General features: G+C 43.5%; 29 protein-coding genes and 2 pseudogenes. 24 read left to right on the forward strand and 7 right to left on the reverse strand.

The genetic code is table 11. From position 1 onward, the window contains the following. The 3 genes and pseudogenes from CVV77_RS21910 to spoIVCA all read left to right on the forward strand — a co-directional run. The coding region (locus tag CVV77_RS21910; protein ID WP_131121716.1) for an IS3 family transposase at window positions 1–86 on the forward strand (86 nt) is incomplete at its 5' end. A gap of 141 nt (window positions 87–227) precedes the next feature. After that, window positions 228–406: pseudogene (locus tag CVV77_RS22250) on the forward strand (hypothetical protein). Beyond that, window positions 364–1,824, forward strand: a complete 1,461-nt coding sequence (gene spoIVCA / locus CVV77_RS00010; RefSeq protein WP_234398263.1) for a site-specific DNA recombinase SpoIVCA — start codon at window positions 364–366, stop codon at window positions 1,822–1,824. The pseudogene CVV77_RS22250 and the gene spoIVCA overlap by 43 nt, the downstream one beginning before the upstream one ends. Window positions 1,825–1,851: 27 nt before the next feature. Here spoIVCA and CVV77_RS00015 read toward each other — a convergent pair. After that, a pseudogene (locus tag CVV77_RS00015) lies at window positions 1,852–2,202 on the reverse strand (sigma-70 family RNA polymerase sigma factor); the annotation flags it as partial. Window positions 2,203–2,396: 194 nt separating this feature from the next. On the opposite strand from CVV77_RS00015, the gene CVV77_RS00020 reads away from it, so the two are divergent. Continuing rightward, complete coding sequence (locus CVV77_RS00020) at window positions 2,397–2,807, forward strand: NucA/NucB deoxyribonuclease domain-containing protein (protein ID WP_088112406.1); 411 nt, start codon at window positions 2,397–2,399, stop codon at window positions 2,805–2,807. 32 nt (window positions 2,808–2,839) lie between these two features. Here CVV77_RS00020 and CVV77_RS00025 read toward each other — a convergent pair whose 3' ends face one another. Beyond that, window positions 2,840–3,565 carry a YqeB family protein gene (locus tag CVV77_RS00025; RefSeq protein ID WP_100274361.1) on the reverse strand — a complete coding sequence of 242 codons (726 nt, stop codon included), beginning with the start codon at window positions 3,563–3,565 and terminating at the stop codon, window positions 2,840–2,842. Between the two features lie 278 nt (window positions 3,566–3,843). On the opposite strand from CVV77_RS00025, the gene gnd reads away from it, so the two are divergent. Continuing rightward, entirely contained in the window at window positions 3,844–4,737 is an 894-nt protein-coding gene (gene gnd / locus CVV77_RS00030) for a phosphogluconate dehydrogenase (NAD(+)-dependent, decarboxylating) (protein ID WP_100274362.1), read from the forward strand. A gap of 18 nt (window positions 4,738–4,755) precedes the next feature. On the opposite strand, the gene CVV77_RS00035 is transcribed toward gnd, so the two are convergent. Next, on the reverse strand, window positions 4,756–5,382 hold the full coding sequence (locus CVV77_RS00035) for a TVP38/TMEM64 family protein (protein ID WP_100274363.1): 627 nt from the start codon (window positions 5,380–5,382) through the stop codon (window positions 4,756–4,758). Window positions 5,383–5,576: 194 nt separating this feature from the next. Between CVV77_RS00035 and CVV77_RS00040 the strand changes: the two genes are divergently transcribed. Together CVV77_RS00040 and CVV77_RS00050 are read left to right on the forward strand one after the other, a co-directional pair. Further along, entirely contained in the window at window positions 5,577–6,329 is a 753-nt protein-coding gene (locus CVV77_RS00040; protein ID WP_100274364.1) for a peptidoglycan recognition protein family protein, read from the forward strand. Window positions 6,330–6,581: 252 nt separating this feature from the next. Then, the gene (locus CVV77_RS00050) at window positions 6,582–7,313 is read left to right on the forward strand and encodes an SGNH/GDSL hydrolase family protein (protein ID WP_100274365.1); all 732 of its coding nucleotides are present in this window, start codon (window positions 6,582–6,584) and stop codon (window positions 7,311–7,313) included. 345 nt (window positions 7,314–7,658) lie between these two features. Here CVV77_RS00050 and sda read toward each other — a convergent pair whose 3' ends face one another. After that, the gene (sda, locus tag CVV77_RS00055) at window positions 7,659–7,799 is read right to left on the reverse strand and encodes a sporulation histidine kinase inhibitor Sda (protein ID WP_003226124.1); all 141 of its coding nucleotides are present in this window, start codon (window positions 7,797–7,799) and stop codon (window positions 7,659–7,661) included. Window positions 7,800–8,160: 361 nt separating this feature from the next. Between sda and CVV77_RS00060 the strand changes: the two genes are divergently transcribed. From CVV77_RS00060 to CVV77_RS00095, 8 genes are read left to right on the forward strand one after another with little or no spacing between them, the layout of a single operon-like run. Then, window positions 8,161–8,679, forward strand: a complete 519-nt coding sequence (locus CVV77_RS00060) for a YqeG family HAD IIIA-type phosphatase (protein WP_003226126.1) — start codon at window positions 8,161–8,163, stop codon at window positions 8,677–8,679. A gap of 3 nt (window positions 8,680–8,682) precedes the next feature. After that, on the forward strand, window positions 8,683–9,783 hold the full coding sequence (gene yqeH / locus CVV77_RS00065; RefSeq protein WP_003237122.1) for a ribosome biogenesis GTPase YqeH: 1,101 nt from the start codon (window positions 8,683–8,685) through the stop codon (window positions 9,781–9,783). Between the two features lie 18 nt (window positions 9,784–9,801). Next, complete coding sequence (aroE, locus tag CVV77_RS00070; RefSeq protein ID WP_100274366.1) at window positions 9,802–10,644, forward strand: shikimate dehydrogenase; 843 nt, start codon at window positions 9,802–9,804, stop codon at window positions 10,642–10,644. After that, the gene (yhbY, locus tag CVV77_RS00075) at window positions 10,638–10,928 is read left to right on the forward strand and encodes a ribosome assembly RNA-binding protein YhbY (protein WP_003226133.1); all 291 of its coding nucleotides are present in this window, start codon (window positions 10,638–10,640) and stop codon (window positions 10,926–10,928) included. The genes aroE and yhbY overlap by 7 nt, the downstream gene beginning before the upstream one ends. A gap of 11 nt (window positions 10,929–10,939) precedes the next feature. Next, entirely contained in the window at window positions 10,940–11,509 is a 570-nt protein-coding gene (locus CVV77_RS00080) for a nicotinate-nucleotide adenylyltransferase (RefSeq protein ID WP_019258940.1), read from the forward strand. Then, window positions 11,499–12,059 carry a bis(5'-nucleosyl)-tetraphosphatase (symmetrical) YqeK gene (gene yqeK / locus CVV77_RS00085; RefSeq protein ID WP_003237115.1) on the forward strand — a complete coding sequence of 187 codons (561 nt, stop codon included), beginning with the start codon at window positions 11,499–11,501 and terminating at the stop codon, window positions 12,057–12,059. Before CVV77_RS00080 ends, yqeK begins: the two co-directional genes overlap by 11 nt. A 17-nt stretch (window positions 12,060–12,076) precedes the next feature. Then, entirely contained in the window at window positions 12,077–12,433 is a 357-nt protein-coding gene (gene rsfS, locus CVV77_RS00090) for a ribosome silencing factor (RefSeq protein ID WP_003237112.1), read from the forward strand. Continuing rightward, window positions 12,430–13,173, forward strand: coding sequence for a class I SAM-dependent DNA methyltransferase (locus CVV77_RS00095; protein WP_003237111.1), 744 nt, complete (start codon window positions 12,430–12,432; stop codon window positions 13,171–13,173). Before rsfS ends, CVV77_RS00095 begins: the two co-directional genes overlap by 4 nt. Window positions 13,174–13,238: 65 nt before the next feature. Here CVV77_RS00095 and comER read toward each other — a convergent pair whose 3' ends face one another. Further along, window positions 13,239–14,060, reverse strand: a complete 822-nt coding sequence (gene comER / locus CVV77_RS00100; protein WP_084993649.1) for a late competence protein ComER — start codon at window positions 14,058–14,060, stop codon at window positions 13,239–13,241. Window positions 14,061–14,143: 83 nt separating this feature from the next. Here comER and CVV77_RS00105 point away from each other — a divergent pair, with 83 nt between their 5' ends. The 3 genes from CVV77_RS00105 to CVV77_RS00115 all read left to right on the forward strand — a co-directional run bounded on the left by CVV77_RS00105 (window position 14,144) and on the right by CVV77_RS00115 (window position 17,731). Further along, window positions 14,144–14,761, forward strand: coding sequence for a helix-hairpin-helix domain-containing protein (locus tag CVV77_RS00105; RefSeq protein WP_100274367.1), 618 nt, complete (start codon window positions 14,144–14,146; stop codon window positions 14,759–14,761). 66 nt (window positions 14,762–14,827) lie between these two features. After that, window positions 14,828–15,397: a ComE operon protein 2 gene (locus CVV77_RS00110; protein ID WP_003237106.1), complete on the forward strand. Its 570-nt coding sequence runs from the start codon at window positions 14,828–14,830 to the stop codon at window positions 15,395–15,397. 3 nt (window positions 15,398–15,400) lie between these two features. Next, complete coding sequence (locus CVV77_RS00115) at window positions 15,401–17,731, forward strand: DNA internalization-related competence protein ComEC/Rec2 (protein ID WP_100275114.1); 2,331 nt, start codon at window positions 15,401–15,403, stop codon at window positions 17,729–17,731. A 40-nt stretch (window positions 17,732–17,771) separates the two neighbouring features. Here CVV77_RS00115 and CVV77_RS00120 read toward each other — a convergent pair whose 3' ends face one another. Then, on the reverse strand, window positions 17,772–17,906 hold the full coding sequence (locus CVV77_RS00120; RefSeq protein ID WP_003229983.1) for a YqzM family protein: 135 nt from the start codon (window positions 17,904–17,906) through the stop codon (window positions 17,772–17,774). Between the two features lie 40 nt (window positions 17,907–17,946). Between CVV77_RS00120 and CVV77_RS21915 the strand changes: the two genes are divergently transcribed. Beyond that, window positions 17,947–18,096: a hypothetical protein gene (locus CVV77_RS21915; protein WP_003229985.1), complete on the forward strand. Its 150-nt coding sequence runs from the start codon at window positions 17,947–17,949 to the stop codon at window positions 18,094–18,096. Between the two features lie 39 nt (window positions 18,097–18,135). Beyond that, window positions 18,136–19,179 carry a DNA polymerase III subunit delta gene (gene holA / locus CVV77_RS00125; RefSeq protein WP_100274368.1) on the forward strand — a complete coding sequence of 348 codons (1,044 nt, stop codon included), beginning with the start codon at window positions 18,136–18,138 and terminating at the stop codon, window positions 19,177–19,179. A 14-nt stretch (window positions 19,180–19,193) separates the two neighbouring features. Here holA and rpsT read toward each other — a convergent pair whose 3' ends face one another. Further along, complete coding sequence (gene rpsT, locus CVV77_RS00130; RefSeq protein WP_003229989.1) at window positions 19,194–19,460, reverse strand: 30S ribosomal protein S20; 267 nt, start codon at window positions 19,458–19,460, stop codon at window positions 19,194–19,196. A 202-nt stretch (window positions 19,461–19,662) separates the two neighbouring features. Between rpsT and gpr the strand changes: the two genes are divergently transcribed. The 4 genes from gpr (at window position 19,663) to lepA (ending at window position 24,363) form a co-directional block, all read left to right on the forward strand. Next, complete coding sequence (gene gpr, locus CVV77_RS00135; protein ID WP_100274369.1) at window positions 19,663–20,769, forward strand: GPR endopeptidase; 1,107 nt, start codon at window positions 19,663–19,665, stop codon at window positions 20,767–20,769. Between the two features lie 62 nt (window positions 20,770–20,831). After that, window positions 20,832–22,037 carry a spore autolysin SpoIIP gene (gene spoIIP / locus CVV77_RS00140; protein ID WP_003237102.1) on the forward strand — a complete coding sequence of 402 codons (1,206 nt, stop codon included), beginning with the start codon at window positions 20,832–20,834 and terminating at the stop codon, window positions 22,035–22,037. A gap of 16 nt (window positions 22,038–22,053) precedes the next feature. Beyond that, a complete protein-coding gene (locus CVV77_RS00145) occupies window positions 22,054–22,392 on the forward strand; it encodes a YqxA family protein (protein ID WP_100274370.1) in 339 nt (112 codons plus the stop codon). A 132-nt stretch (window positions 22,393–22,524) separates the two neighbouring features. Beyond that, window positions 22,525–24,363: a translation elongation factor 4 gene (gene lepA, locus CVV77_RS00150; protein ID WP_003237100.1), complete on the forward strand. Its 1,839-nt coding sequence runs from the start codon at window positions 22,525–22,527 to the stop codon at window positions 24,361–24,363. Window positions 24,364–24,383 lie beyond the last annotated feature (20 nt).

The raw sequence follows: 24,383 nt of genomic DNA on the forward strand, positions 1-24,383 counted from the left end.
AATACATTCATTATTATAACAATATTCGTATTCAAACGAAACTAAACAACCAATCACCGATAAACTATCGGCAATTGGCTGTTTAAAAGGTGTTTTGATCCCTGTCTCAAAAACGGGGGTCAGTCCCTTAAACCTCGGTTTTTTTTATTTGTTTTCATATTCTTTGAAAATGACCTCATTTGGACAAACAGCTGTTACATAGCATTACCCAAGGGGTGATGCATTTAATGAAGGTGATAATCATCGAGGGATCGCAAGCTGACAAATGCATTAACGATTGCTATCATTATTTAATAAAACTTTATAGAAAGGAGATCCAGGGTGATAGCAATATATGTAAGGGTATCGACCGAGGAACAAGCGATCAAGGGATCGAGCATCGACAGCCAGATCGAGGCCTGCATAAAGAAAGCAGGGACTAAGGATGTGCTGAAGTATGCCGATGAAGGATTTTCTGGAGAGCTTTTAGAACGTCCGGCTTTGAATCGCCTGAGGGAGGATGCAAGCAAAGGACTTATAAGTCAAGTTATTTGTTATGATCCTGACCGTCTTTCTCGGAAATTAATGAATCAGCTTATCATTGATGATGAACTGCGAAAGCGAAACATACCCTTGATTTTTGTAAATGGCGAGTATGCCAATTCTCCAGAGGGTCAATTGTTTTTCGCAATGCGCGGGGCAATTTCAGAATTTGAAAAAGCCAAAATCAAAGAACGGACTTCAAGCGGCCGACTTCAAAAAATGAAAAAAGGCATGATTATTAAAGATTCCAAACTATATGGCTATAAATTTGTTAAAGAGAGAAGAACTCTTGAGATATTTGAAGAGGAAGCCAAAATTATTCGAATGATTTTTAACTATTTCACCGATCATAAAAGCCCTTTTTTCGGCAGAGTAAATGGTATTGCTCTACATTTAACTCAGATGGGGGTTAAAACAAAAAAAGGCGCCAAAGTATGGCACAGGCAGGTTGTTCGACAGATATTAATGAACTCTTCTTATAAGGGTGAACATAAGCAGTATAAATATGACACTGAGGGTTCTTATGTTTCAAAACAGGCAGGAAACAAATCTATAATTAAAATTAGACCTGAAGAAGAGCAAATAACAGTGGCAATTCCAGCAATTGTTCCAGCTGAACAATGGGATTATGCTCAAGAACTCTTAGGTCAAAGTAAAAGAAAACACTTGAGTATTAGCCCTCACAATTACTTGTTATCGGGTTTGGTTAGATGCGGGAAATGCGGAAATACCATGACAGGTAAGAAAAGAAAATCACATGGTAAAGACTATTATGTGTATACTTGCCGGAAAAATTATTCTGGAGCGAAGGACCGCGGCTGCGGAAAAGAAATGTCTGAGAATAAATTGAACCGGCATGTATGGGGTGAAATTTTTAAATTTATCACAAATCCTCAAAAGTATGCTTCTTTTAAAGAGATTGAACAATCAAATCACTTGTCTGATGAATTAGAACTTATTCAAAAAGAGATAGAGAAAACAAAAAAAGGCCGCAAGCGTCTTTTAACGCTAATCAGCCTAAGTGATGACGATGATTTAGATATTGATGAAATCAAAGTACAGATTATTGAGCTGCAAAAAAAACAAAACCAGCTTACTGAAAAGTGTAACGAAATTCAATCAAAAATGAAAGTATTAGATGATACAAGCTCAAGCGAAAATGCTCTAAAGAGAGCCATCGACTATTTTCAATCAATCGGTGCAGATAACTTAACTCTTGAAGATAAAAAAACAATTGTTAACTTTATCGTGAAAGAAGTTACCGTTGTGGATTCTGACACCGTATATATTGAAACGTATTAAAGAGGGGTGTAAGCACCCCCCTTTTGTAATTACAATCTCATTTTCAATACACCGCGCAGCATACGTCGCCAGCTTTGTCCCTTTTCCGGCGGAATAGCTTTCAATTCCTTTGATCAGCCCGATTGTTCCGATGGAGATTAAGTCCTCTGCATCCTCACCTGTATTTTCGAACTTTTTCACAATATGGGCGACCAAGCGAAGATTATGCTCAATCAGCATGTTTCTGGCATGTTCATCTCCTTTAGCCATGAGCTCTAAGTATTTTTTTTCCTCGCTGCTTGAGAGCGGTTGTGGAAAGGCATTGTTTTTCACGTAAGATACTAAAAAGACAAGCTCTTTAACAACAAAGCCGAACGCTGCGAAAACACCTGTCACCATCGTCACCTCCACAAAAGTATGTAGGCAAAAGCCTATATGTAAATGTATGTGAGCAGGAGGCTGTCTGTGTCTGTACCGGGAAATTTCTCGCAGGGGAGCTTGGCTTTCGTGAGAAGCAGGCCAACTTCAAATTTTGAAAATAATCTTTATCATGCGCCCATACATTGAAATGAACGATGTATGGGGGGATGGGAATGAAAAAATGGATGGCAGGCCTGCTGCTTGCTGCAGCAGTTTTTCTTTGTTTAGTGGTTCCGCAGCCGATCAAGAGCGCTTCTTTGTATGACAAAGTGTTGTATTTTCCGCTGTCTCGTTATCCGGAAACAGGGGATCATATTAGAGATGCGATTGCAGAGGGACTTTCTGATATTTGTACCATCGACAGGGATGGAGCGGACAAAAGGCGAGAGGAATCATTAAAAGGAATTCCGACGAAGCCGGGATATGACCGGGATGAGTGGCCAATGGCGGTTTGCGAGGAAGGCGGCGCAGGAGCTGACGTCCGATATGTGACGCCTTCTGATAATCGCGGGGCCGGCTCGTGGGTAGGAAATCAAATGAGCGGTTATCCTGACGGCACCAGAGTGCTGTTTATTGTGCAGTAATCAAGAAGAGGCTCTTTCTTGAGCCTCTATTGTTACGATCCTTCGCGATGCTGAATGTTCGGAGGATAGGTTTCTGCTTTTCGCCAACACTGGCGTGTGCCTTCGTCTCGAACAACGATGCCCAACTGTGCAAGCTCGAGACGGAATTCTTCCACATCGTCTGTTTCCTCGTCTTTCAGTGCTTTGTGACGAGCTTTCAATAATGCATGGGCACCTGGCGAGAGTTCTGGTGCATCAGGTATCCACCGGCGAAATTGATCTTTAAACGGATCACCATCTGCTGCCCAATCGTAATTGTGTTTTCTAAAGGCCTTCTCGACCTTTTCAGGTTTTTCATCAATTTCTTCTCGTGCCAATTCATATCCGGCTGTTCCTAGGAGGACAAGCCGTTTGTGATCGATAAACACAAGAGCGATGTCGTCGGAACGAATCGTTTGCACTTTCTTTCCTTTGATTAATTCCACTGTGTCATCTGTAATTTTTACAGACAGCAGCATTGCAATAACAGAATGAGCGAACCAAATCCCTCCGGACATCCCGAGCAGTGCAGTGATAAATACAGCTGCTGGTGAGCCCTGAAAAGAGGTGATGAGTCGGAGCGGCCCTTCAAAAGGAATCCACGGGAGGGATAAAGCCCACTTTGCAATCTGCGGAATAAAATACCCGATTGTAAGGCCGATTATTCCAAGGGCAGCATATAAAAAGTATGCAGCGGTTTTTGTAACCCCAATGAGAGTGTGAGTTTGATCCTTCAACATGTCACCTTCTTTTACTGAAAAACTCTAATTCTCTTCCCATATTTTAACTTAATTGATTGGAAAATCAAGGATAAATTAATGGTTTTATAAAAGGAGGGCTCAGAAACGGAGATGAGAGGCGCAGACGGTATCGGGAAATCAAAAACAAAGGCTACACAAGAAACACACCTGATTTTGCAGTGAAATCCTGTAAGCCTCATTTGGTTTTTACGTATCACAATACAGTTCACAGGGAACATAAAGAATAAAGGCTTTTTAAACAACCGGGAGGAACAGACATGAAAATCGGATTAATCGGCTTAGGGAAAATGGGCATAAACATAGGAAAGCAATTCATTGACCGCAATCATCAAGCGGTCGGGTATGATGTAAATCAAGCGGCTGTCGATGAACTGAAAGCATATGGAGCCGAGGGGACAACGATTCTAAAAGAGTTGATTTCTTCATTAGACACGCCGCGTATACTATGGGTTATGGTACCGCATGGCGTTGTCGATGCTGTTTTGCGTGATGTGGCACCTTTATTAAGCAAAGGCGATATTATCATTGAAGCCGGAAACTCTCATTATAAAGAATCGATTCGTCGCTACAATCAAATGAAAGAAGCGGGTATCCATTATCTCGATGCGGGAACGTCGGGCGGGATGGAAGGCGCGCGCCATGGAGCTTGTTTTATGGTGGGAGGCGATCCTGAAGCATGGGAGATTGCGGAGCCGCTATTTCGGGATACTGCCGTTGAAAACGGATATCTTTACGCTGGTGAAGCGGGGAGCGGACATTTCTTGAAAATGATTCATAATGGCATTGAGTACGGAATGATGGCGGCAATCGGTGAAGGATTCGAAGTGCTTGAAAACAGCCAATTTGATTTTGACTACGAAAAGGTTGCCAGAGTGTGGAATCATGGCTCTGTCATTCGATCTTGGCTTATGGGGCTGACTGAGCGTGCTTTCTCTAAAGATGCGAAGCTGGATCAGATCAAAGGCATTATGCATTCCTCAGGTGAAGGAAAATGGACAGTGGAAACAGCGCTTGATCTGCAGACCGCAACTCCGATAATCGCCATGTCGTTACTGATGAGATACCGTTCTTTAACAGACGATACGTTTACAGGAAAGGTTGTCGCTGCGCTTCGAAATGAATTTGGAGGCCATGCGACAGAAAAAAAGTAAGGGGGCGAACAGGCCACCTTATTTTTTTTGCACGTTCAGCAGATGAGGGAACTTTTTATAAATGATCAGCATAATGATCAGAATGTAGGCTCCGTAAATGCTGAAAGACAGTAATTTATTGCTGGTGAAATTGGCACCTGCAATGGTGACAACGACAATATTCGGGATTTTCCCTATGAAAGACGCGAAGAAAAAAACATGCCAGCGAACCTGACTCAGCCCGCATATCACATTCATTACAAGAGAAGGAATGACCGGGATGAGCCTTCCTAATAAAACAGCGGTAAAAGCATTTTTGTGAAAGGAAGCCTCGTAGCTTTTGATGGCAGGATAGGCCTGAACTTTTTTTCGGGCCCAATCTCTAAGGCTGTACCTGGCGATAAAAAACAGCATCATCGTACCAAGCATTGAGCCGGTCAGTGTAATCCAGATCCCATTTGCCATTCCGAACACAGCGCCATTTAAAGCGGCAACCAAAGCAAACGGCACAATTGGGAAAAAAACATCGGCAGCAATCAGCAGCATACTGAATAAAACAGATAACATCCCTCCTGCTTTGATCGCATCAAGCCAAGCTTCTTTCTGAAAAAAACCGACCGCAATGATAGTAATAATTATGATGATACCTAGTATCTTTTTTAACATTTCTATGGTCACTCCCAACTATGGTGATGTCAGGAGCCAAAATCTCCGTCATCTAGAGTTAGTATAACTGGTGTCATTTCAGCGGTTCAACTGAAAACCATGTTTAGGCTGGGAACACAATTCTTTTTTATCTTGTAAAATAGGCTGTCCATCTTTCTGTTTTCTGCATTTTTTAATAGTAGGGAGGGATGGAAATGGTAACGATAAAAAAGGATTTTATACCGGCATCGAACGATAATCGTCCTGGCTATGCGATGACTCCTGCTTACATTACGGTGCATAATACAGCAAATACCGAAAAAGGCGCGAATGCGAAAATGCATGCCAATTATGTGAAAAATCCAAGCACATCTGTCAGCTGGCATTTTACAGTTGATGATTCAGTCATCTATCAGCATCTTCCGATAGATGAAAACGGCTGGCATGCGGGCGACGGCACAAATGGGACAGGGAACCGCAAATCAATCGGGATTGAAATTTGCGAAAATGCTGACGGCGATTTTGAGAAAGCAACAGCAAATGCCCAGTGGCTGATCCGGAAACTAATGAAGGAAAACAATATTCCGCTGAAACATGTTGTTCCCCACAAAAAATGGTCCGGAAAAGAATGTCCGCGCAAACTCTTGGATCGCTGGAATTCTTTTATAAACGGAATTTCTTCTTCCGATACACCTCCAAAAGAGTCGTCTCCAACATATCCGCTGCCGTCAGGGATTATCAAACTCACTTCGCCTTATCGAAAGGGCACGAAAGTTTTGCAGCTGCAAAAGGCTTTAGCCGCGCTTCATTTTTATCCTGATAAAGGTGCCAAAAATAATGGGATAGACGGAGTTTACGGACCGAAAACAGCAAATGCCGTCAAGCGTTTTCAGCTCATGAACGGATTAACTGCTGACGGCATCTATGGACCAAAAACAAAGGCCAAGCTCAAATCGAAGTTAAAGTGAATGCAGGGGTAAGGATAACCTGTTTCCAGTGCGGATACAGGTTATTTTCTTTCCTATTGCTTGCGGGTTTTTTCGATTGAGAAGAAGGGAATTTTAAAAGAATCACCTGATATGCAGGAATGAAAGCAGAATGATTTTCACTAAGGGGGACACGTTAACAATAGGAAAAAAACAGTGATAACGAAAAAACTCTTCGTTGAACGAAGGGGAACAGAGGTATAACATTAAGATGAGGCTTTTGGGGGTGTAAAGATGAAGCATTTTTTCATCCTTTTCCTTCTGCTGTTCGTTACAGCAGGATGCGATGGAAAGGGATACGAAGACGTTGTAGCATTTGGAGACAGCAACACGCGAGGCTCAAATTGGGATTATCGCGATTATCCAAAAGCACAGCAGTGGGTCAATATATTAAAAACGGCTGAACGCGGAAAGCTTGATATACTCAATGCGGGAATTGGCGGACAGACGACAGAGGATGCCCGTTTGCGGTTTCAGACAGATGTGCTGGATCAAAAACCGAAGTATTTGTTTATTATGTTCGGCACGAATGACGCAGCGATACTGACTGAGGGGAAACCGAGAGTGTCGAAGCAGCGTTTTAGAGAAAATCTGGTTTATTTTATTAAAGAAAGCAGAAAACACGGTATCAAGCCAATCTTGATGACGTGTATCCCAATTATTGAAGGAAACGGGAAGCACCACCTGTTTTACTATTCCAGATATAAAGCAGCTGCTTTTGAACCGAAAGGCGGGGCGAGGAAATGGCACAACTCATACAATGATATTACAAGAGATGTGTCGAAGCGCCTGGACGTCCCTCTTGTAGACAACTGGCAGCATTTTGTAGAAGCAGACGGCGGAAAAGCAACTGATGAAGCGCTTATCCAATCCGGTCTGATAGATCCTTCAGGTAATCATATGACACCTAAAGGGGCAAGGATTATATATGAAGGAATACAAGATGGGCAGGTTCTGAAGCGCTGAGCCGGACAACGGCCTAAGCCGTTTTATTTCACCTACATAGGCTGTTAGAAAACCTTATTAAAGGAGGCGCTTCACTTGTGCAGCGGTTATTCCTATTCGTATCCTTTCGGCAGCTGGCCATACGCCAGTCGGGCATATGGATACGCTTTTATCGTTGTTTTAGTTGTTGTTCTCCTGGTTGTGGGCGGCATATATTGGTTAGCATAGTAACCGTCCCTTTAAAACACCTCTTTTTAGGGGTGTTTTTTGCTGAAAACAGTAGTAAAGCGCGTAACCGAAGTGATATAATATCAGTCATCTGAGTAAAAAAAGGAAATACGCCCGGAAAAAATAGACAAATTCCTATTAAGAAGATACGGAAATAATATGTCCGAGCGATCTTCTTTTTATTTCGTTTTCAATTAACTCGATAAAGTCACGGTTTAAATTCATTTCGGTGGCTTTGAAATAAGACTCTATTAGTAATTCATCAGACAGTTTTCTCATGCTAGGAACCCAATTAATGGGAGAGACACCTCCTTAAAAGTTGGAATCATTCATGATTTTAACGCATACATTGATAAGTTGCGTTCATCTGAGGCTGAAGTTATCTTTAATCTACCATGAATTTCATATAAGAACAATCGTTCTGTTATCCACACCAGAAAGTGGATAACTTGTGAGTATCGTGTTTATAATTTGTCTAAAGAGTGATGTAATAAGAGTGGATAGTGTGTGTAATTTTATCCACACCTGGTGAAGAAACCCAATTTTTGTCGAAATTTTTTTGCTCAGTTTTTCTTTAGGCGCAAGTTCGATTTTTTTCGACAATCATTTTTAAGAGAAAGAAAAGGGAAGGGTGCGGGTTTTGTTAAAAAAGTTTTTTTTACCTGACGAGTTTGTAAAAAATATTTTTCATATTACACCTGAGAAATTAAAGGAACGAAATGTAAAAGGAATTATTACTGACCTGGATAATACGCTTGTTGAGTGGGACAGACCGAATGCGACGCCGCGTTTGATCGAGTGGTTCGAAGAAATGAAGGAGCACGGCATTAAAGTGACGATTGTCTCTAATAATAATGAAAGAAGAGTAAAACTTTTCTCAGAACCGCTTGGAATCCCATTCATCTATAAAGCAAGAAAACCGATGGGCAAAGCCTTTAACAGAGCGGTGCGCAATATGGAGCTGAAAAAAGAGGACTGCGTTGTCATCGGAGACCAGCTGCTGACCGATGTACTCGGGGGAAACCGAAACGGCTACCATACGATTTTGGTCGTGCCTGTCGCTTCCTCTGACGGATTCATTACGCGCTTTAACCGCCAGGTCGAACGCAGAATACTGAGTGCCCTCAAACGAAAAGGGCACATTCAGTGGGAGGAGTAAGAAATGGAAAAGGTTGTTTGTATCGGCTGCGGAGTTGCAATCCAAACCGAGGACAAAACAGGTCTGGGATACGCGCCGCCTGCATCGCTTACGAAAGAAAATGTGATTTGCCAGCGCTGTTTCAGACTGAAAAACTATAATGAAATACAAGACGTCTCCTTAACGGATGATGATTTTTTAAACATTCTTCATGGAATTGGGGAAACAGATTCTCTCGTTGTTAAAATTGTTGATATTTTTGATTTTAACGGCAGCTGGATTAATGGGCTGCAGCGTTTGGTGGGAGGAAACCCTATCTTATTGGTTGGCAATAAAGCCGATATTTTGCCTAAGTCACTGAAAAGAGAACGTCTGATCCAGTGGATGAAGCGTGAAGCGAAAGAGCTTGGCTTAAAACCGGTTGACGTATTCTTAGTCAGTGCTGGACGCGGCCAGGGGATCAAAGAAGTCATTGATGCGATTGAGCATTACCGCAACGGCAAAGACGTCTATGTTGTCGGGTGTACCAATGTAGGGAAGTCAACCTTTATTAACCGGATTATTAAAGAAGTGTCAGGTGAAGAAGATATTATTACGACATCCCAATTTCCGGGTACAACCCTTGATGCAATTGAGATCCCGCTGGACGACGGCTCAGCGCTTTATGATACGCCGGGAATTATCAACCACCATCAAATGGCGCATTATGTTAATAAAAAGGATTTAAAAATATTATCTCCTAAAAAGGAGCTGAAGCCTCGCACATTCCAGCTTAATGATCAGCAAACACTGTATTTTGGCGGACTTGCAAGGTTTGATTATGTGTCCGGGGAAAGATCTCCTTTTATTTGCTATATGCCAAATGAGCTGATGATTCATAGAACAAAGCTGGAAAATGCAGACGCGCTTTATGAAAAGCATGCAGGGGAATTGCTCACACCTCCGGGAAAAGACGAAATGGATGAGTTTCCGGAATTAGTGGCCCATACGTTTACGATCAAAGACAAAAAGACAGATATCGTTTTCTCTGGGTTAGGCTGGGTAACAGTGCATGATGCCGATAAAAAAGTAACTGCTTACGCGCCAAAAGGCGTTCACGTATTTGTTCGGCGCTCATTAATTTAATGAAAAGGGGAGAGGAGTATGAAAAAGCTGTACGGGGTTATCGGAAATCCGATTGGCCATTCCATGTCACCTGATATTCATAACGCATCATTGAAAGATCTCGCTTTAGACGGACATTACCATGCCTTCAAAGTAGAAGAAGATGATCTGGAAGATGCGGTAAAAGGAATAAGAGCACTTGGTATACAAGGAATCAATGTGACTGTTCCGCATAAGGTTTCCATTATGGATTATCTGGATCATATTGATGAAAGTGCAAAAGTGATCGGTGCCGTAAACACGGTCAGAAGAGAGGGAGACAAGCTTGTCGGATACAATACCGACGGGGAAGGCTTTGTAAAGTCATTAATGAAGGTATTGGACAAGCCCATCTCTGAACTGTCATTCTTAATGATCGGTGCGGGCGGAGCGGCAAGAGCCATCTTTACAACAATCGCCCGTGATATCCCAAAAAAGTTTGACATTTGCAATCGGACGTTAGAAAAAGCAAAGCAGCTTACAGAATCCACTCCCTCGTTCCATAATAAAGAAGTGTTAAGCATAAAAGAAGCAGAAGAGCGGCTTGAACAGTATGATGTTATTATCCATACAACGTCTGTGGGCATGTACCCAAACGTGGACGATGTGCCGCTTTCATTACAGCGTGCTGCAAGCAGTGCCGTTGTTTGTGATATCGTGTATAATCCAATTCAGACGGCCCTTTTAAAACAAGCAAACCAAAAAGGCCTGAAAACACTCGATGGAGTGGGCATGTTTGTTGAACAGGCGGCATTGTCTTTTCAATTGTGGACTGGGCGAGAGCCTGATATTGAAAAAATGAGATCAATTGTAATAGGAAAATTAGGAGGAAAAGAATGTTAACAGGTAAACAAAAACGTTTTTTGCGTTCAAAAGCGCATCATTTAACGCCGATTTTTCAAGTAGGTAAAGGCGGAGTAAACGACAACATGATTAAACAAATTGCCGAGGCGCTTGAAGCGAGAGAGTTGATTAAAGTCAGTGTTCTTCAGAATTGTGAAGAGGATAAAAACGATGTTGCGGAAGCTCTCGTAAAAGGAAGCCGATCTCAATTGGTGCAGACAATCGGCAATACAATTGTGTTATATAAGGAATCAAAGGAAAATAAACAAATCGAGCTTCCTTAAAGGTGGTTGAAATGAAGAAAATCGGAATTTTTGGAGGCACGTTTGATCCTCCGCATAACGGTCACCTCTTAATGGCGAATGAGGTGCTGTATCAGGCGGGGCTTGATGAAATTTGGTTTATGCCTAATCAAATTCCGCCCCATAAACAGGATGAAGACTATACGGACAGCTTTCACCGAGTGGAGATGCTGAAGCTTGCGATTCAGTCTAATCCGTCCTTTAAGCTGGAGCTGGCTGAAATGGAAAGAGAAGGGCCTTCATATACCTTTGATACCGTTTCTTTACTGAAGCAGCGTTATCCGAATGATCAGCTGTTCTTTATTATCGGTGCTGATATGATTGAATATTTGCCGAAATGGTATAAGCTGGACGAGCTGCTGAACCTCATTCAATTTATTGGAGTAAAGCGCCCCGGTTTTCATGTTGAAACCCCTTATCCGCTTCTCTTTGCAGACGTTCCGGAATTTGAGGTATCATCAACTATGATAAGGGAACGGTTTAAAAGCAAGAAGCCCACTGACTACTTAATCCCTGATAAAGTGAAGAAGTATGTAGAGGAGAATGGTTTGTATGAATCGTGAGGAGGCACTTGCCTGCGTTAAGCAGCAATTGACCGAACACCGATATATCCACACAATTGGCGTGATGAACACGGCGATCGAACTTGCGGAGCGTTTTGGAGCCGACTCTAAAAAAGCGGAAACAGCGGCTATCTTTCATGATTACGCTAAATTCCGCCCGAAAGAAGAAATGAAACAAATTATTGCACGGGAAAAAATGCCTTCGCAATTATTGGACCATAATCCGGAGCTGTGGCACGCTCCGGTCGGCGCTTATTTGGTCCAAAGAGAAGCGGGGATACAAGATGAAGACATTCTTGACGCCATCAGGTATCATACCTCTGGACGGCCTGGCATGACACTTTTAGAAAAAGTCATTTACGTTGCCGATTACATTGAGCCCAACCGGGCATTTCCCGGTGTCGATGAGGTGCGTAAGCTTGCTGAGACAGATTTGAATCAAGCGCTGATTCAATCCATCAAAAATACAATGGTTTTTCTTATGAAAAAAAATCAACCGGTTTTTCCAGACACATTTTTAACGTATAACTGGCTTGTGTCTGGCAACTGAACAGGAGGAATTTGTGAATGAACCAAAAGTCCATTTTAAAGATCGCAGCTGCGGCTTGCGATGATAAACGGGCAGAGGATATTTTAGCATTGGATATGGAAGGCATATCTCTGGTTGCTGATTATTTTCTGATCTGCCACGGAAATTCAGATAAACAGGTGCAGGCGATTGCCCGTGAAATCAAGGATCAGGCTGAAGAAAACGGCATTCAAGTCAAAAAGATGGAAGGCTTCGATGAAGCAAGATGGGTGCTCGTTGACCTTGGCGATGTGATTGTCCATGTCTTCCACAAGGATGAAAGAAGCTACTACAACCTAGAAAAGCTGTGGGGAGACGCTCCGCTCGCGGATCTTGAGCTTGGAATGAACCAATGATTTACCAAGGCTTTGCAAGCGTGTATGACGAGTTAATGTCTCACGCACCTTACGATCAATGGACAAAGTGGATTGAAGCATCTCTCCCGGAAAAAGGCCGTATCCTTGATCTGGCATGCGGTACGGGAGAAATCTCAATCCGGCTTGCCGCAAAAGGCTTCGAGGTCACGGGCATTGATCTCAGTGAGGAAATGCTTTCTTACGCCCAGCAAAAGGTCTCTAGTAACCAGCCGATTCTTTTTCTTCAGCAGGATATGAGAGAGATTGCTGGCTTTGACGGCCAGTTTGACGCTGTTGCGATATGCTGTGACTCATTAAATTATTTAAAAACGAAAAATGATGTGATCGAAACCTTTAAAAGTGTATTTCGGGTGTTGAAGCCTGAAGGCATTTTGCTGTTTGATGTTCATTCATCTTATAAAATTGCCGAAGTCTTTCCGGATAGCACATTTGCTGACCAGGACGAAGATATCAGCTATATTTGGCAGAGCTTTGCCGGAAGTGAAGAGCTTTCTGTCATTCATGACATGTCGTTTTTTGTGTGGAACGGAGAAGCGTATGACCGTTTTGATGAGACGCACGAGCAAAGAACGTTCCCAGTGGATGAATACGAAGAAATGCTGAAGAGCTGCGGCTTTCAGCTTCACCATGTGACAGCTGACTTTACGGATTCAGAGCCATCAGGACAATCAGAACGCCTATTTTTCAAGGCGCAGAAGTCAAAAACCATCGTTTCCTAAAACGATGGTTTTTTAAAATGCTTTTTTAAGCTTTTGCATTACAGACAGAAGCATGACATACTCGTTTACACATGAAACTGCTTCTTCACGGCGGAAATATCCTCCTCGTATTTCAAATGAGTATTTTGAAATACCCGGTGAAACATATCCTGCACACCGCTTTCCAGCGCTTTAATGCCTTCTCCTGTCACACCGCCTTTAACGCAAACCTTTTCCTGTAACGCAGGCAGGGTATACAATTCGGTTTCTAACAGTTTTCCCATTCCGACAAGCATTTCCTTACACATCAGAATAGCGTCCTGTTTAGACACTGACGTTTCCGAAACGGCTGCATCTATAAACCGCTGAATCAGATAGCTCATAAAAGCGGGACCGCAGCTTACAATATCTGATGCCACCCTCGTGATGTCACTTTCAATTTGCAGCGGTTGAGAGATGTGCTCCATCAGCTCATTGATTTCCGTTTTTGCAGATTCTCCGCAGCTTGTGCCGAAAGTAACGAGAGAAACGCCTGCCAGCGCCCTGTTCGTAATACTTGGGATCACTCGCGCCACTTGACACGGCACATACTGTTCGAGCTGTTCAGTTTGAACTGGGCTTGTAATTGAAATGAGAATATGGTCCTTTCTTAAATAAGGCACCGCTCTTGCCAGTAAAGGATATATATCAAGCGGCTTAACACAAATAAAAATCATCTCGTTTTCAGAAACAAGCTTTTCCAGACTTTCTGTTACGTTTATGCTGTTGTATCGGTTTTTTATGTGCAACGCTTTTTCAATTGTTCGGTTTGTGATTGTTATGTTTGAGGGATCGGCTGCTTTTGATTCAATAAATGATTCTATAAGGATCGTACCCATATTTCCTGTGCCGATAAAGCCTATCTTCAATGATTTCCCCTCCTTTGAGCTATTATCCTCTAAACCATATGTGTTATCGAACTAAAATATGACGAAAGCGGGGAACATGCGCGATGAATTGGTTGAATCAGCATAAAAAAACAATTATTTTAGCGGCTTCTGCGGCTGTTTTCATAGCGTTATTTTTCATCTTTTCCAGCGGAAAAAACAAAGAGCCGGTGAAGCAGGCTGTATCAACTGAGACAGAAAATGCGGAGGTAAAGCAGGAAACAGTAAAAGACGAGTCAAACGAAACAATTGTGATTGACATTAAAGGTGCTGTTCAGCATCCTGGCGTTTATGAAATGCGAACAGGAGACAGAGTATCTCAGGCAATTGAGAAAGCGGGCGGGAGCAGTGAACAAGCAGACGAAATGCAAGTGAACTTGGCGGAGCTGCTTCAGGACGGGACAGTGGTGTACATCCCGAAAAAGGGAGAGGAGACGGCGGTGCAGCAAGGAGCCGGAGGCGCTGTTCAAAGCGATGGAGGGAAGGGAGCGCTCGTAAATATCAATACAGCCACCTTAGAGGAATTACAAGGCATCTCAGGGGTGGGACCGTCAAAAGCTGAAGCTATTATTGCATACCGGGAGGAAAACGGGCGTTTCCAGACAATTGAAGATATCACTAAGGTTTCAGGAATAGGTGAAAAGTCATTTGAGAAAATAAAGTCTTCCATTACAGTAAAGTGATTTGACGGTCATGCATAATGATAGGTAAACTAAAGGTCAGGCAACACAACATTTGGAGGGAACAACGTGGAACGAATTTCGTGGAATCAATACTTTATGGCTCAAAGCCATTTACTGGCGCTGCGCAGCACCTGCCCGAGACTGTCTGTCGGCGCTACTATAGTCAGAGACAAACGCATGATTGCAGGAGGCTATAACGGGTCAATCGCGGGCGGCGTGCATTGTGCAGACGAAGGATGCCTGATGATAGATGACCATTGCGCAAGAACGATTCACGCTGAAATGAATGCAATTCTCCAATGCTCTAAGTTCGGGGTGCCGACTGATGGAGCGGAGATTTATGTGACGCATTATCCGTGCATTCAATGCTGTAAATCTATCATTCAAGCTGGTATCAAAACGGTTTATTATGCTGAGGACTACAAAACAAATCCGTATGCACAGGAATTATTTGAACAGGCGGGTGTAACTGTTGAACAGGTTGAACTCGATGAAATGATCGTTGATCTGAAAAATAGGGAAAAGCTTTCATTTGTAGCTGGTCTTTTAGAGAAACTAGCGGATGCTGGTCTTGCAGAGGAAGATTTGAAGAAAATACATGAACAGGCGAATACACTTTTTACGAGCTACGTGTGATTGATGCGTAATTCGCGTTTGTTATTGCCTTTGGCGGCAGCTTCGGCAACGGCTGGAATTACTGCCGCCGCTTATTTCTCCGCTGTTTTTCTTTTCTTCCTCTTTCTCCTCATCATTTTCATCAAAACGAGACACGCTTTTCTTATTTTTGTTTGTTTCTTCTCTTTTATATTGTTTTTTGCACTGTATACGGTCACAGATTCCCGGAATGTTTCTTCATATCAGCAGGGCACTTATAAATCCAAGGCAGTGATTGACAGTATTCCTAAAATTGACGGAGACCGTATGTCTATGGTGATTAAGACACCTGATAGCGAAAAATGGGCCGCTTCATATCGCATTCAGTCTGCTGATGAAAAAGATCAGCTGTCATACATAGAACCAGGAATGTCATGTGAGTTGACGGGTGCACTGGAAGAGCCCAAACACGCAACTGTGCCGGGCACATTTGATTATAACGAGTATCTTTACCGGCAGCATATTCACTGGAACTATTCTGTCACATCTATCCAAAATTGCAGTGAACCTGCAAATTTCAAGGATAAACTGCTCAGTTTGAGAAAATATATTGTATCATTCACAAACGGCCTGCTGCCTCCTGATTCGACAGGAATCGTACAAGCACTTACAGTCGGTGACAGATTTTATGTGGGAGACGAAGTGCTTAATGCGTATCAAAAGCTTGGTGTTGTCCATCTCTTGGCGATTTCAGGACTCCATGTCGGCATTTTGACAGCCGGGTTGTTTTATATCATGATTCGTCTAGGCATAACAAGAGAAAAGGCGTCACTCCTGTTGCTGTTATTTCTGCCGCTCTATGTAATTTTGACAGGGGCTGCTCCTTCAGTGCTTCGCGCCGCTCTGATGTCGGGTATTTACTTAGCTGGGAGTCTCGTTAAATGGCGGGTACATTCTGCCGGTGCAATCTGCCTTTCATACATCGTACTCTTGCTCTTCAATCCTTACCATCTCTTTGAAGTTGGTTTTCAGCTGTCATTCGCCGTCAGTTTTACTTTAATTCTATCCTCTTCTATTTTTCAACAACTCAAAACCTCACTGGGCCAGCTGACAATGGTATCTATAATCGCTCAGCTGGGCTCACTTCCTATTCTCTTGTATCATTTCCAGCAGTTTTCGATAATCAGCATACCGATGAACATGTTGATGGTTCCTTTTTATACATTCTGTGTTTTGCCGGGGGCTGTAGCAGGTGTTTTTCTATTAAGCTTCTCCGCTTCGGCTGGTCGATTTTTCTTCTGCTGGTTTGATTTCTTGATGAGCTGGACCAACAGGCTGATCACAAGAATTGCAGATATTGATGTATTCACGATCATCATTGCACGCCCCGCACCTGCTCTGCTCTTTTTATTCACGGTTACGATCATCCTATTGCTTATGATGATTGAAAAACGTTCCTTTTCGCAGCTGGCGATTACTGGGGGTCTTTGCTGCGCGGTGCTCTGTCTTCTTCTCATTTATCCGCGTCTTAGCTCCGAGGGAGAAGTCGATATGATTGATATTGGGCAGGGTGACAGCATGTATGTCGGTGCTCCGCATCAGCAGGGACGTGTCTTAATTGATACAGGCGGCACTTTGTCTTACTCGTCAGAGCCTTGGCGTGAAAAACAGCACCCGTTTTCACTCGGGGAAAAGGTGCTGATTCCGTTTTTAACCGCCAAGGGAATCAAACAGGTTGATGCTTTAATTCTGACGCACGCTGACCAAGATCATATCGGAGAGGCGGAGACTCTTCTGAAGCACCACAAAGTGAAGCGCCTTGTGATTCCGAAAGGGTTCGTTTCTGAACCTAAAGACGAGAAAGTGCTGCGGGCAGCCAGAGAAGAGGGCGTGACAATAGAGGAGGTGAAGCGAGGCGATGTATTGCAAATAAAGGATTTGCAGTTTCAAGTACTGTCACCGGAAACACCTGATCCGGCAAGAAAAAATAATTCTTCTCTCGTTCTGTGGATGAAAACAGGCGGTATGAGCTGGATCTTGACGGGTGATCTGGAGAAAGAAGGAGAACAGGAGGTGATGAACGTGTTTCCGAATATAAAAGCAGACGTGTTAAAGGTAGGGCACCATGGAAGCAAAGGCTCTACCGGTGAAGAATTCATCAAACAGCTTCAGCCGAAAACGGCCATTATCTCAGCGGGAGAAAACAATCGGTACCATCATCCCCATCAAGAGGTTCTGCAAATATTACAGAGACATTCCATCCGTGTGCTGCGTACCGATCAAAGCGGAACGATCCAATATCGATATAAAAACAGAGTTGGAACCTTTTCTGTCTATCCTCCATATGATACATCAGATATAACAGAGACGAACTAAAAAAAGACTGCCGAGAAATCAGCAGCCCGGGCAGTCGCTGTTATGAACCAACCAGGTGAATAACCGTTGCCATAACAAACAAGAAGGCGAAAAATCCGAAGGACACAACAAAACCAACAGCTGAATCTACAGCATCATTTCGTTTGCTTTGAACGTTTTTTTCAAAATCATTCAACTTTATCCCTCCTGACTGCTTTAAGTATAATGGAATCGTTTTGAAAAATCTAGAAGCGAAGGTAACGTTTTCTGTTCTGGTGATTATCGCCTTTTTACAAGCTGTCCCGGGGGCTTGCGAACAGGCGTTTAATATAAATGGGGAAGCAGCAGTCAGGCTTCCTCTTTACTATTTTGCAAACTCAATTTAGGATAGAAGGGGATGACGAAAGAGAGGAAGTCGTACAACAATGGTATTTGATGTGTGGAAAAGCCTGAAAAAAGGAGATGTCCATCCGGTTTATTGTTTATACGGAAAAGAGACGTATCTGCTGCAAGAAACCGTCAGCAGGATCAGACAGACGGTCGTTGATCAGGAGACAAAGGATTTCAATCTATCCGTTTTTGATCTGGAAGAGGACCCGCTGGATCAAGCGATTGCAGATGCTGAAACGTTTCCGTTTATGGGGGAGCGGCGTCTTGTCATTGTGAAAAATCCATATTTTTTAACAGGTGAGAAGAAAAAAGAAAAAATTGAGCATAACGTCAGTGCGCTTGAAACATATATACAATCGCCTGCGCCTTACACGGTCTTTGTCCTGCTTGCCCCGTATGAAAAGCTGGATGAGCGGAAAAAACTGACGAAAGCGCTAAAGAAGCACGCGTTTATGATGGAGGCGAAGGAATTAAACGCAAAGGAGACCACAGACTTTACTGTTAACCTTGCAAAAACCGAGCAGAAAACAATCGGCACTGAAGCGGCGGAACATTTGGTTCTGCTTGTGAATGGACATCTGTCATCGATTTTTCAGGAGATTCAAAAGCTCTGCACGTTTATTGGAGATCGTGAAGAAATTACGCTTGATGATGTGAAAATGCTTGTTGCGAGAAGCCTGGAGCAAAATATTTTTGAGCTGATCAATAAAATCGTCAACCGCAAACGAACGGAGAGCCTGCAAATTTTTTATGATTTGCTCAAACAAAACGAAGAACCGATCAAAATCATGGCGCTTATTTCGAACCAGTTCCGGCTGATTCTGCAGACAAAATACTTCGCGGAGCAAGGATACGGACAAAAACAAATCGCTTCTAATTTAAAAGTTCACCCATTTCGGGTAAAGCTGGCGATGGATCAAGCAAGGCTTTTTTCAGAGGTGGAGCTCCGGTCAATTATTGAACAGCTTGCCGTTATGGATTATGAGATGAAAACAGGGAAAAAGGACAAGCAGCTCCTGCTCGAACTGTTCCTTTTACAGCTGTTAAAAAGAAATGAAAAAAACGATCCCCATCATTGAGGATCGTTTTTATATTATGCAGAAAGTCCGTTCACTTTTTTCGCTAGTCTTGATTTGTATCGAGCTGCGGTATTTTTGTGTACAAGACCTGTTTTCACTGCTTTATCAATACGTTTAGCTGCTTCAGTAAGAGCAGTTTTCGCTTTGTCAGCTTCGTTGTTGGCAACAGAAGCTTCAACTTGTTTGATTGCAGTACGCATAGCAGATTTGATTGTCGCGTTATGAACGCGGCGTTCGTTGTTTGTTTTTGTACGTTTAATCGCTGATTTAATGTTTGGCATGTGTTTCACCTCCTAAGATACAACCTGTAGCACAGTGTCTTAAGGTTAAATCTTCTTCACAATAGAACAAATTGTATTCTATCAAACACATCTTTAGATTGCAATATAAATGTAAAGTATTTTTCATTGAAGGATCTCTTTTTAGCATGATTCATACACCAAATGGCAACAATATAGGTACTGAATGTGAAGGAGGCCCCTGATGAAAAAGAGTGAACTGGATGTTAATCAGTATTTGATACGTACCGATTTAGCAGTGGAAACGAAGGAAGCAATGGCCAATCAGCAGGCTGTGCCGACAAAAGAAATTAAAGGTTTTATCGAAAAAGAACGAGATCGCGGCGGCATTAAAATCCGCACTGTTGATATTACAAAGGAAGGCGCGGAACTATCGGGAAAAAAAGAAGGGCGCTATTTAACGCTTGAGGCGCAAGGAATCAGAGAGAATGATTCGGAAATGCAGGAAAAAGTCTCTGCTGTCTTTGCGGAGGAATTCTCGGCTTTTCTTGATAGCCTTAATATCTCAAAAGATGCGAGCTGTTTGATCGTCGGGCTCGGCAACTGGAACGTGACACCTGACGCGCTGGGACCGATGGCTGTAGAAAATCTATTGGTAACAAGGCACTTGTTCAAGCTTCAGCCGGAAAACGTGCAGGAAGGGTACAGGCCCGTCAGTGCGTTTGCACCTGGTGTGATGGGGATTACGGGAATCGAAACAAGCGACATTATTAAAGGCGTGATAGAGCAATCGAAGCCTGATTTTGTCATTGCCATTGATGCACTGGCGGCGCGGGCCGTGGAAAGGGTCAACACAACCATTCAAATATCGGATACAGGCATTCACCCGGGATCAGGTGTGGGAAATAAACGAAAAGATTTAAGCAAAGACACGCTTGGCGTACCGGTGATCGCCATCGGAGTTCCGACGGTCGTTGACGCGGTGACGATTGCCAGCGACACGGTGGACTACATATTAAAACATTTTGGCAGAGAAATGAAGGATGACAGGCCGTCAAGATCACTTGTTCCGGCTGGCATGACGTTTGGGAAAAAGAAAGTGCTCACTGAAGAAGATCTTCCTGATCAAAAGCAGCGTCAATCGTTCCTCGGCATCGTCGGAACCCTTCAAGAAGATGAAAAACGGCAGCTCATTCACGAGGTGCTGTCGCCTTTAGGCCACAATTTAATGGTCACGCCGAAGGAAGTTGATTCTTTTATCGACGATATGGCTAATGTGCTGGCGAACGGATTAAACACAGCGCTTCATGAAAAGGTGTCACAAGAAAACAAAGGCTCCTACAATCACTAAACGGTTCTACTTCCTCTAGCTTGTTCATAGAGTAATTACTAGACAAGCGCTGGAGGGATTCAATGAGAAATAAACGCAGAAACAGACAAATTGTTGTTGCGGTAAATGGCGGGAAAGCGGTAAAAGCCATCTTTCTATTTATCGCAAGCCTTATCGTGATTTTTGTTCTATCCGGTGTGCTGACGTCTCTCCGGCCGGAACTCAGGCCGTCGTCTGACTCTTTTTACGGGATTGCTGAAGAATTGCCGGGAGACATGTTTGCACACTTGCTGCGGATGGAAAACCATTATTTCGCTTCTGACCTTTCTCAAACCGACAGCTCATTCCATCTTTCACGTCTTTCTTTGAAGCTGGCGACTAGCATTAACCTCGAAGATCCGCGGAGTTTTCTCGGCCGGGAGCTGCCGGGGTTTGCACAATTTGATACTGAGATCCTGTTAGCTGGACAAGGCACGGATTATACGAATATGCCGGCGGAATCGCCGCCGCCGTCAAAGGTGATGGAGGAAGAAAGAGAAGCGAATTTGGCAGAGATTGAAAAACAGCAAACACAATCAGATCATGCGCAAAAAGATCCGCCGAAACAAACAACCGGTGATAAAAAGGTCGTCTTTATCTATCACACACACAATACGGAATCATATCTCCCTCTATTAAAAGGCGAGACCGATCCTGATATGGCGCGCCATTCTAAAGCCAACGTCACGCTCGTAGGAGATATGTTCGGAAAAGCGCTTGAATCCCAAGGCATCGGAGCCACAGTGAATAAAACCGATATACAGGCAAAACTGAACAAAAAAGGCTTAAACTATGCCAGATCCTATGATGAATCAAGGCCGGTTGTCAAAGATGCGCTCACCTCAAACAAAAATCTGCAATATATCATTGACATCCACAGAGACTCACGGCGCAAAAAAGATACGACAGCAACGATTAATGGGAAAAGCTATGCTCGGGTAGCCTTTGTCGTCGGCAAAAAAAGCAAGAATTTCGAAGAAAACTATAAAATTGCAAGCGAGCTTCATAAGCTGATGGAGAAAAAATACCCCGGACTCAGCACAGGTGTCTTTTCAAAAGGCTCGCCAGGCGATAACGGTGTTTACAATCAGGACTTAACCGACAGAGCGCTTTTGCTCGAATTTGGCGGAGTAGATAATAATCTCGAGGAGCTGCAGCGTGCAGCTGACGCAGCCGCAGACGTATTCAGCGAAATATACTGGGATGCTGAAAAGGTCAACGCAGAGAGCGGCGAGACGAAAAAACAATAAGAAATAGGTGGTTGATTTGATTGCATACTTTGGCAAATGCTTCCTGCTTGTCACGATCATGTTTTTAGGCGTACTCTTCGGCATGCAGCAGGCGAATAACGGGATGCTGAGTATGAAAGGCTATCATGACCCTTCACTTAAGGGAGCGTTTACGCTCACCGACGGAAAAAATAATGAAAAAGAAGCCTCGATTTTAGGAGAAACAGTTACGGCGAAAGATTTAGAAGAAAAACAAAAAGAGCTGGAACAGGTCGAAACGTTCAATATGTTCTCTAAAGCCGGAAAAGCGCTTTCGGACACCGTAACCAACACTGCCCAGTCGATGTATGAATGGATACGGGATCTGAATCAATAGTGCGTGAAAGAGAAAAGCAGCCCAGGTTTAACAGGGAACTTTTCTCTTTCTTGTTTTACATTGAATCTTTACAATCCTATTGATATAATCTAAGCTAGTGTATTTTGCGTTTAATAGTAGGAGTGATAGATTGTGACAGATAAAGAAAAGCGTTTAGAGAGGCAGTCGAGAATACGGAATTTCTCTATCATTGCCCATATTGACCACGGAAAATCGACCTTAGCGGATCGTATTTTAGAAAAAACGTCGGCAATCACTCAACGAGAAATGAAAGAACAATTGCTCGATTCTATGGATCTTGAACGTGAACGGGGCATAACGATTAAGTTAAACTCTGTTCAGCTTAAATACAAAGCAAAAGACGGAGAGGAATATATTTTCCATCTGATTGATACGCCGGGACACGTCGACTTCACGTACGAAGTATCCCGAAGCCTTGCTGCCTGCGAAGGAGCGATTCTTGTCGTGGATGCAGCACAGGGAATTGAAGCGCAGACGCTCGCCAATGTCTACTTAGCGCTTGATAACGATCTTGAAATACTTCCAGTCATCAATAAAATCGATCTACCGAGCGCCGAGCCGGAACGTGTGCGCCAAGAGGTAGAGGATGTTATCGGCCTTGACGCATCAGAAGCCGTGCTTGCGTCAGCAAAAGCCGGTATCGGGATTGAGGAGATTTTAGAACAGATCGTAGAAAAGGTGCCCGCTCCGACCGGAGATCCAGAGGCGCCGCTCAAAGCACTGATCTTCGACTCGCTTTATGATGCCTACCGCGGTGTCGTGGCGTATATCAGAGTCGTTGAAGGAACGGTAAAACCGGGACAAAAAATCAAAATGATGGCAACCGGCAAAGAATTCGAAGTAACAGAAGTCGGCGTATTCACGCCGAAAGCGACTCCGACAAATGAACTGACGGTCGGTGATGTAGGCTTCTTGACTGCCTCAATTAAAAATGTCGGTGACACGCGAGTCGGTGATACAATAACGAGTGCTGCCAATCCTGCAGATGAAGCGCTGCCGGGATACCGAAAGCTCAACCCGATGGTGTACTGCGGATTGTACCCAATTGATACAGCAAAATATAATGATTTAAGGGAAGCCCTTGAAAAACTTGAGCTGAATGATTCCGCGCTTCAATATGAAGCGGAAACTTCACAAGCGCTTGGATTCGGGTTCCGCTGCGGATTTTTAGGTATGCTCCACATGGAGATCATTCAGGAGCGCATTGAGCGTGAGTTTAACATCGACCTGATTACGACAGCGCCAAGCGTTATCTATGACGTGTATATGACAGACGGCGAAAAGGTCGTTGTCGACAACCCGTCCAACATGCCGGACCCTCAAAAGATCGAACGGATTGAGGAGCCGTACGTAAAAGCGACAATGATGGTGCCGAATGACTACGTCGGCGCTGTAATGGAGCTTTGCCAAGGCAAGCGCGGCAATTTCATTGATATGCAATATTTGGACGCAAACCGTGTCAGCATCATTTATGACATGCCGTTAGCGGAAATCGTATACGAGTTTTTTGACCAGCTGAAATCAAGCACAAAAGGCTATGCGTCCTTTGATTATGAACTGATCGGCTACAAACCGTCTAAGCTTGTGAAAATGGACATTATGCTGAACGGTGAAAAAATCGATGCTCTTTCCTTTATCGTGCATCGTGATTACGCATATGAACGCGGAAAAGTGATCGTTGAAAAACTGAAAGAGCTCATTCCGCGCCAGCAGTTCGAGGTTCCGGTCCAAGCCGCAATCGGCCAGAAAATCGTGGCCCGCTCTACCATAAAAGCAATGCGTAAAAACGTATTGGCTAAATGTTACGGAGGGGACATCTCGCGTAAACGGAAACTTCTTGAAAAACAAAAAGAAGGAAAACGCCGAATGAAGCAGGTCGGCTCAGTTGAAGTGCCGCAAGAAGCATTCATGGCAGTTCTGAAAATGGACGACAGTCCGAAAAAACAATAGAAGCCGCCGCAGTCCTGTAC

The organism is Bacillus sp. SN1 (assembly GCF_002796895.1).
Classification (GTDB): Bacteria; Bacillota; Bacilli; order Bacillales; family Bacillaceae; genus Bacillus; species Bacillus inaquosorum.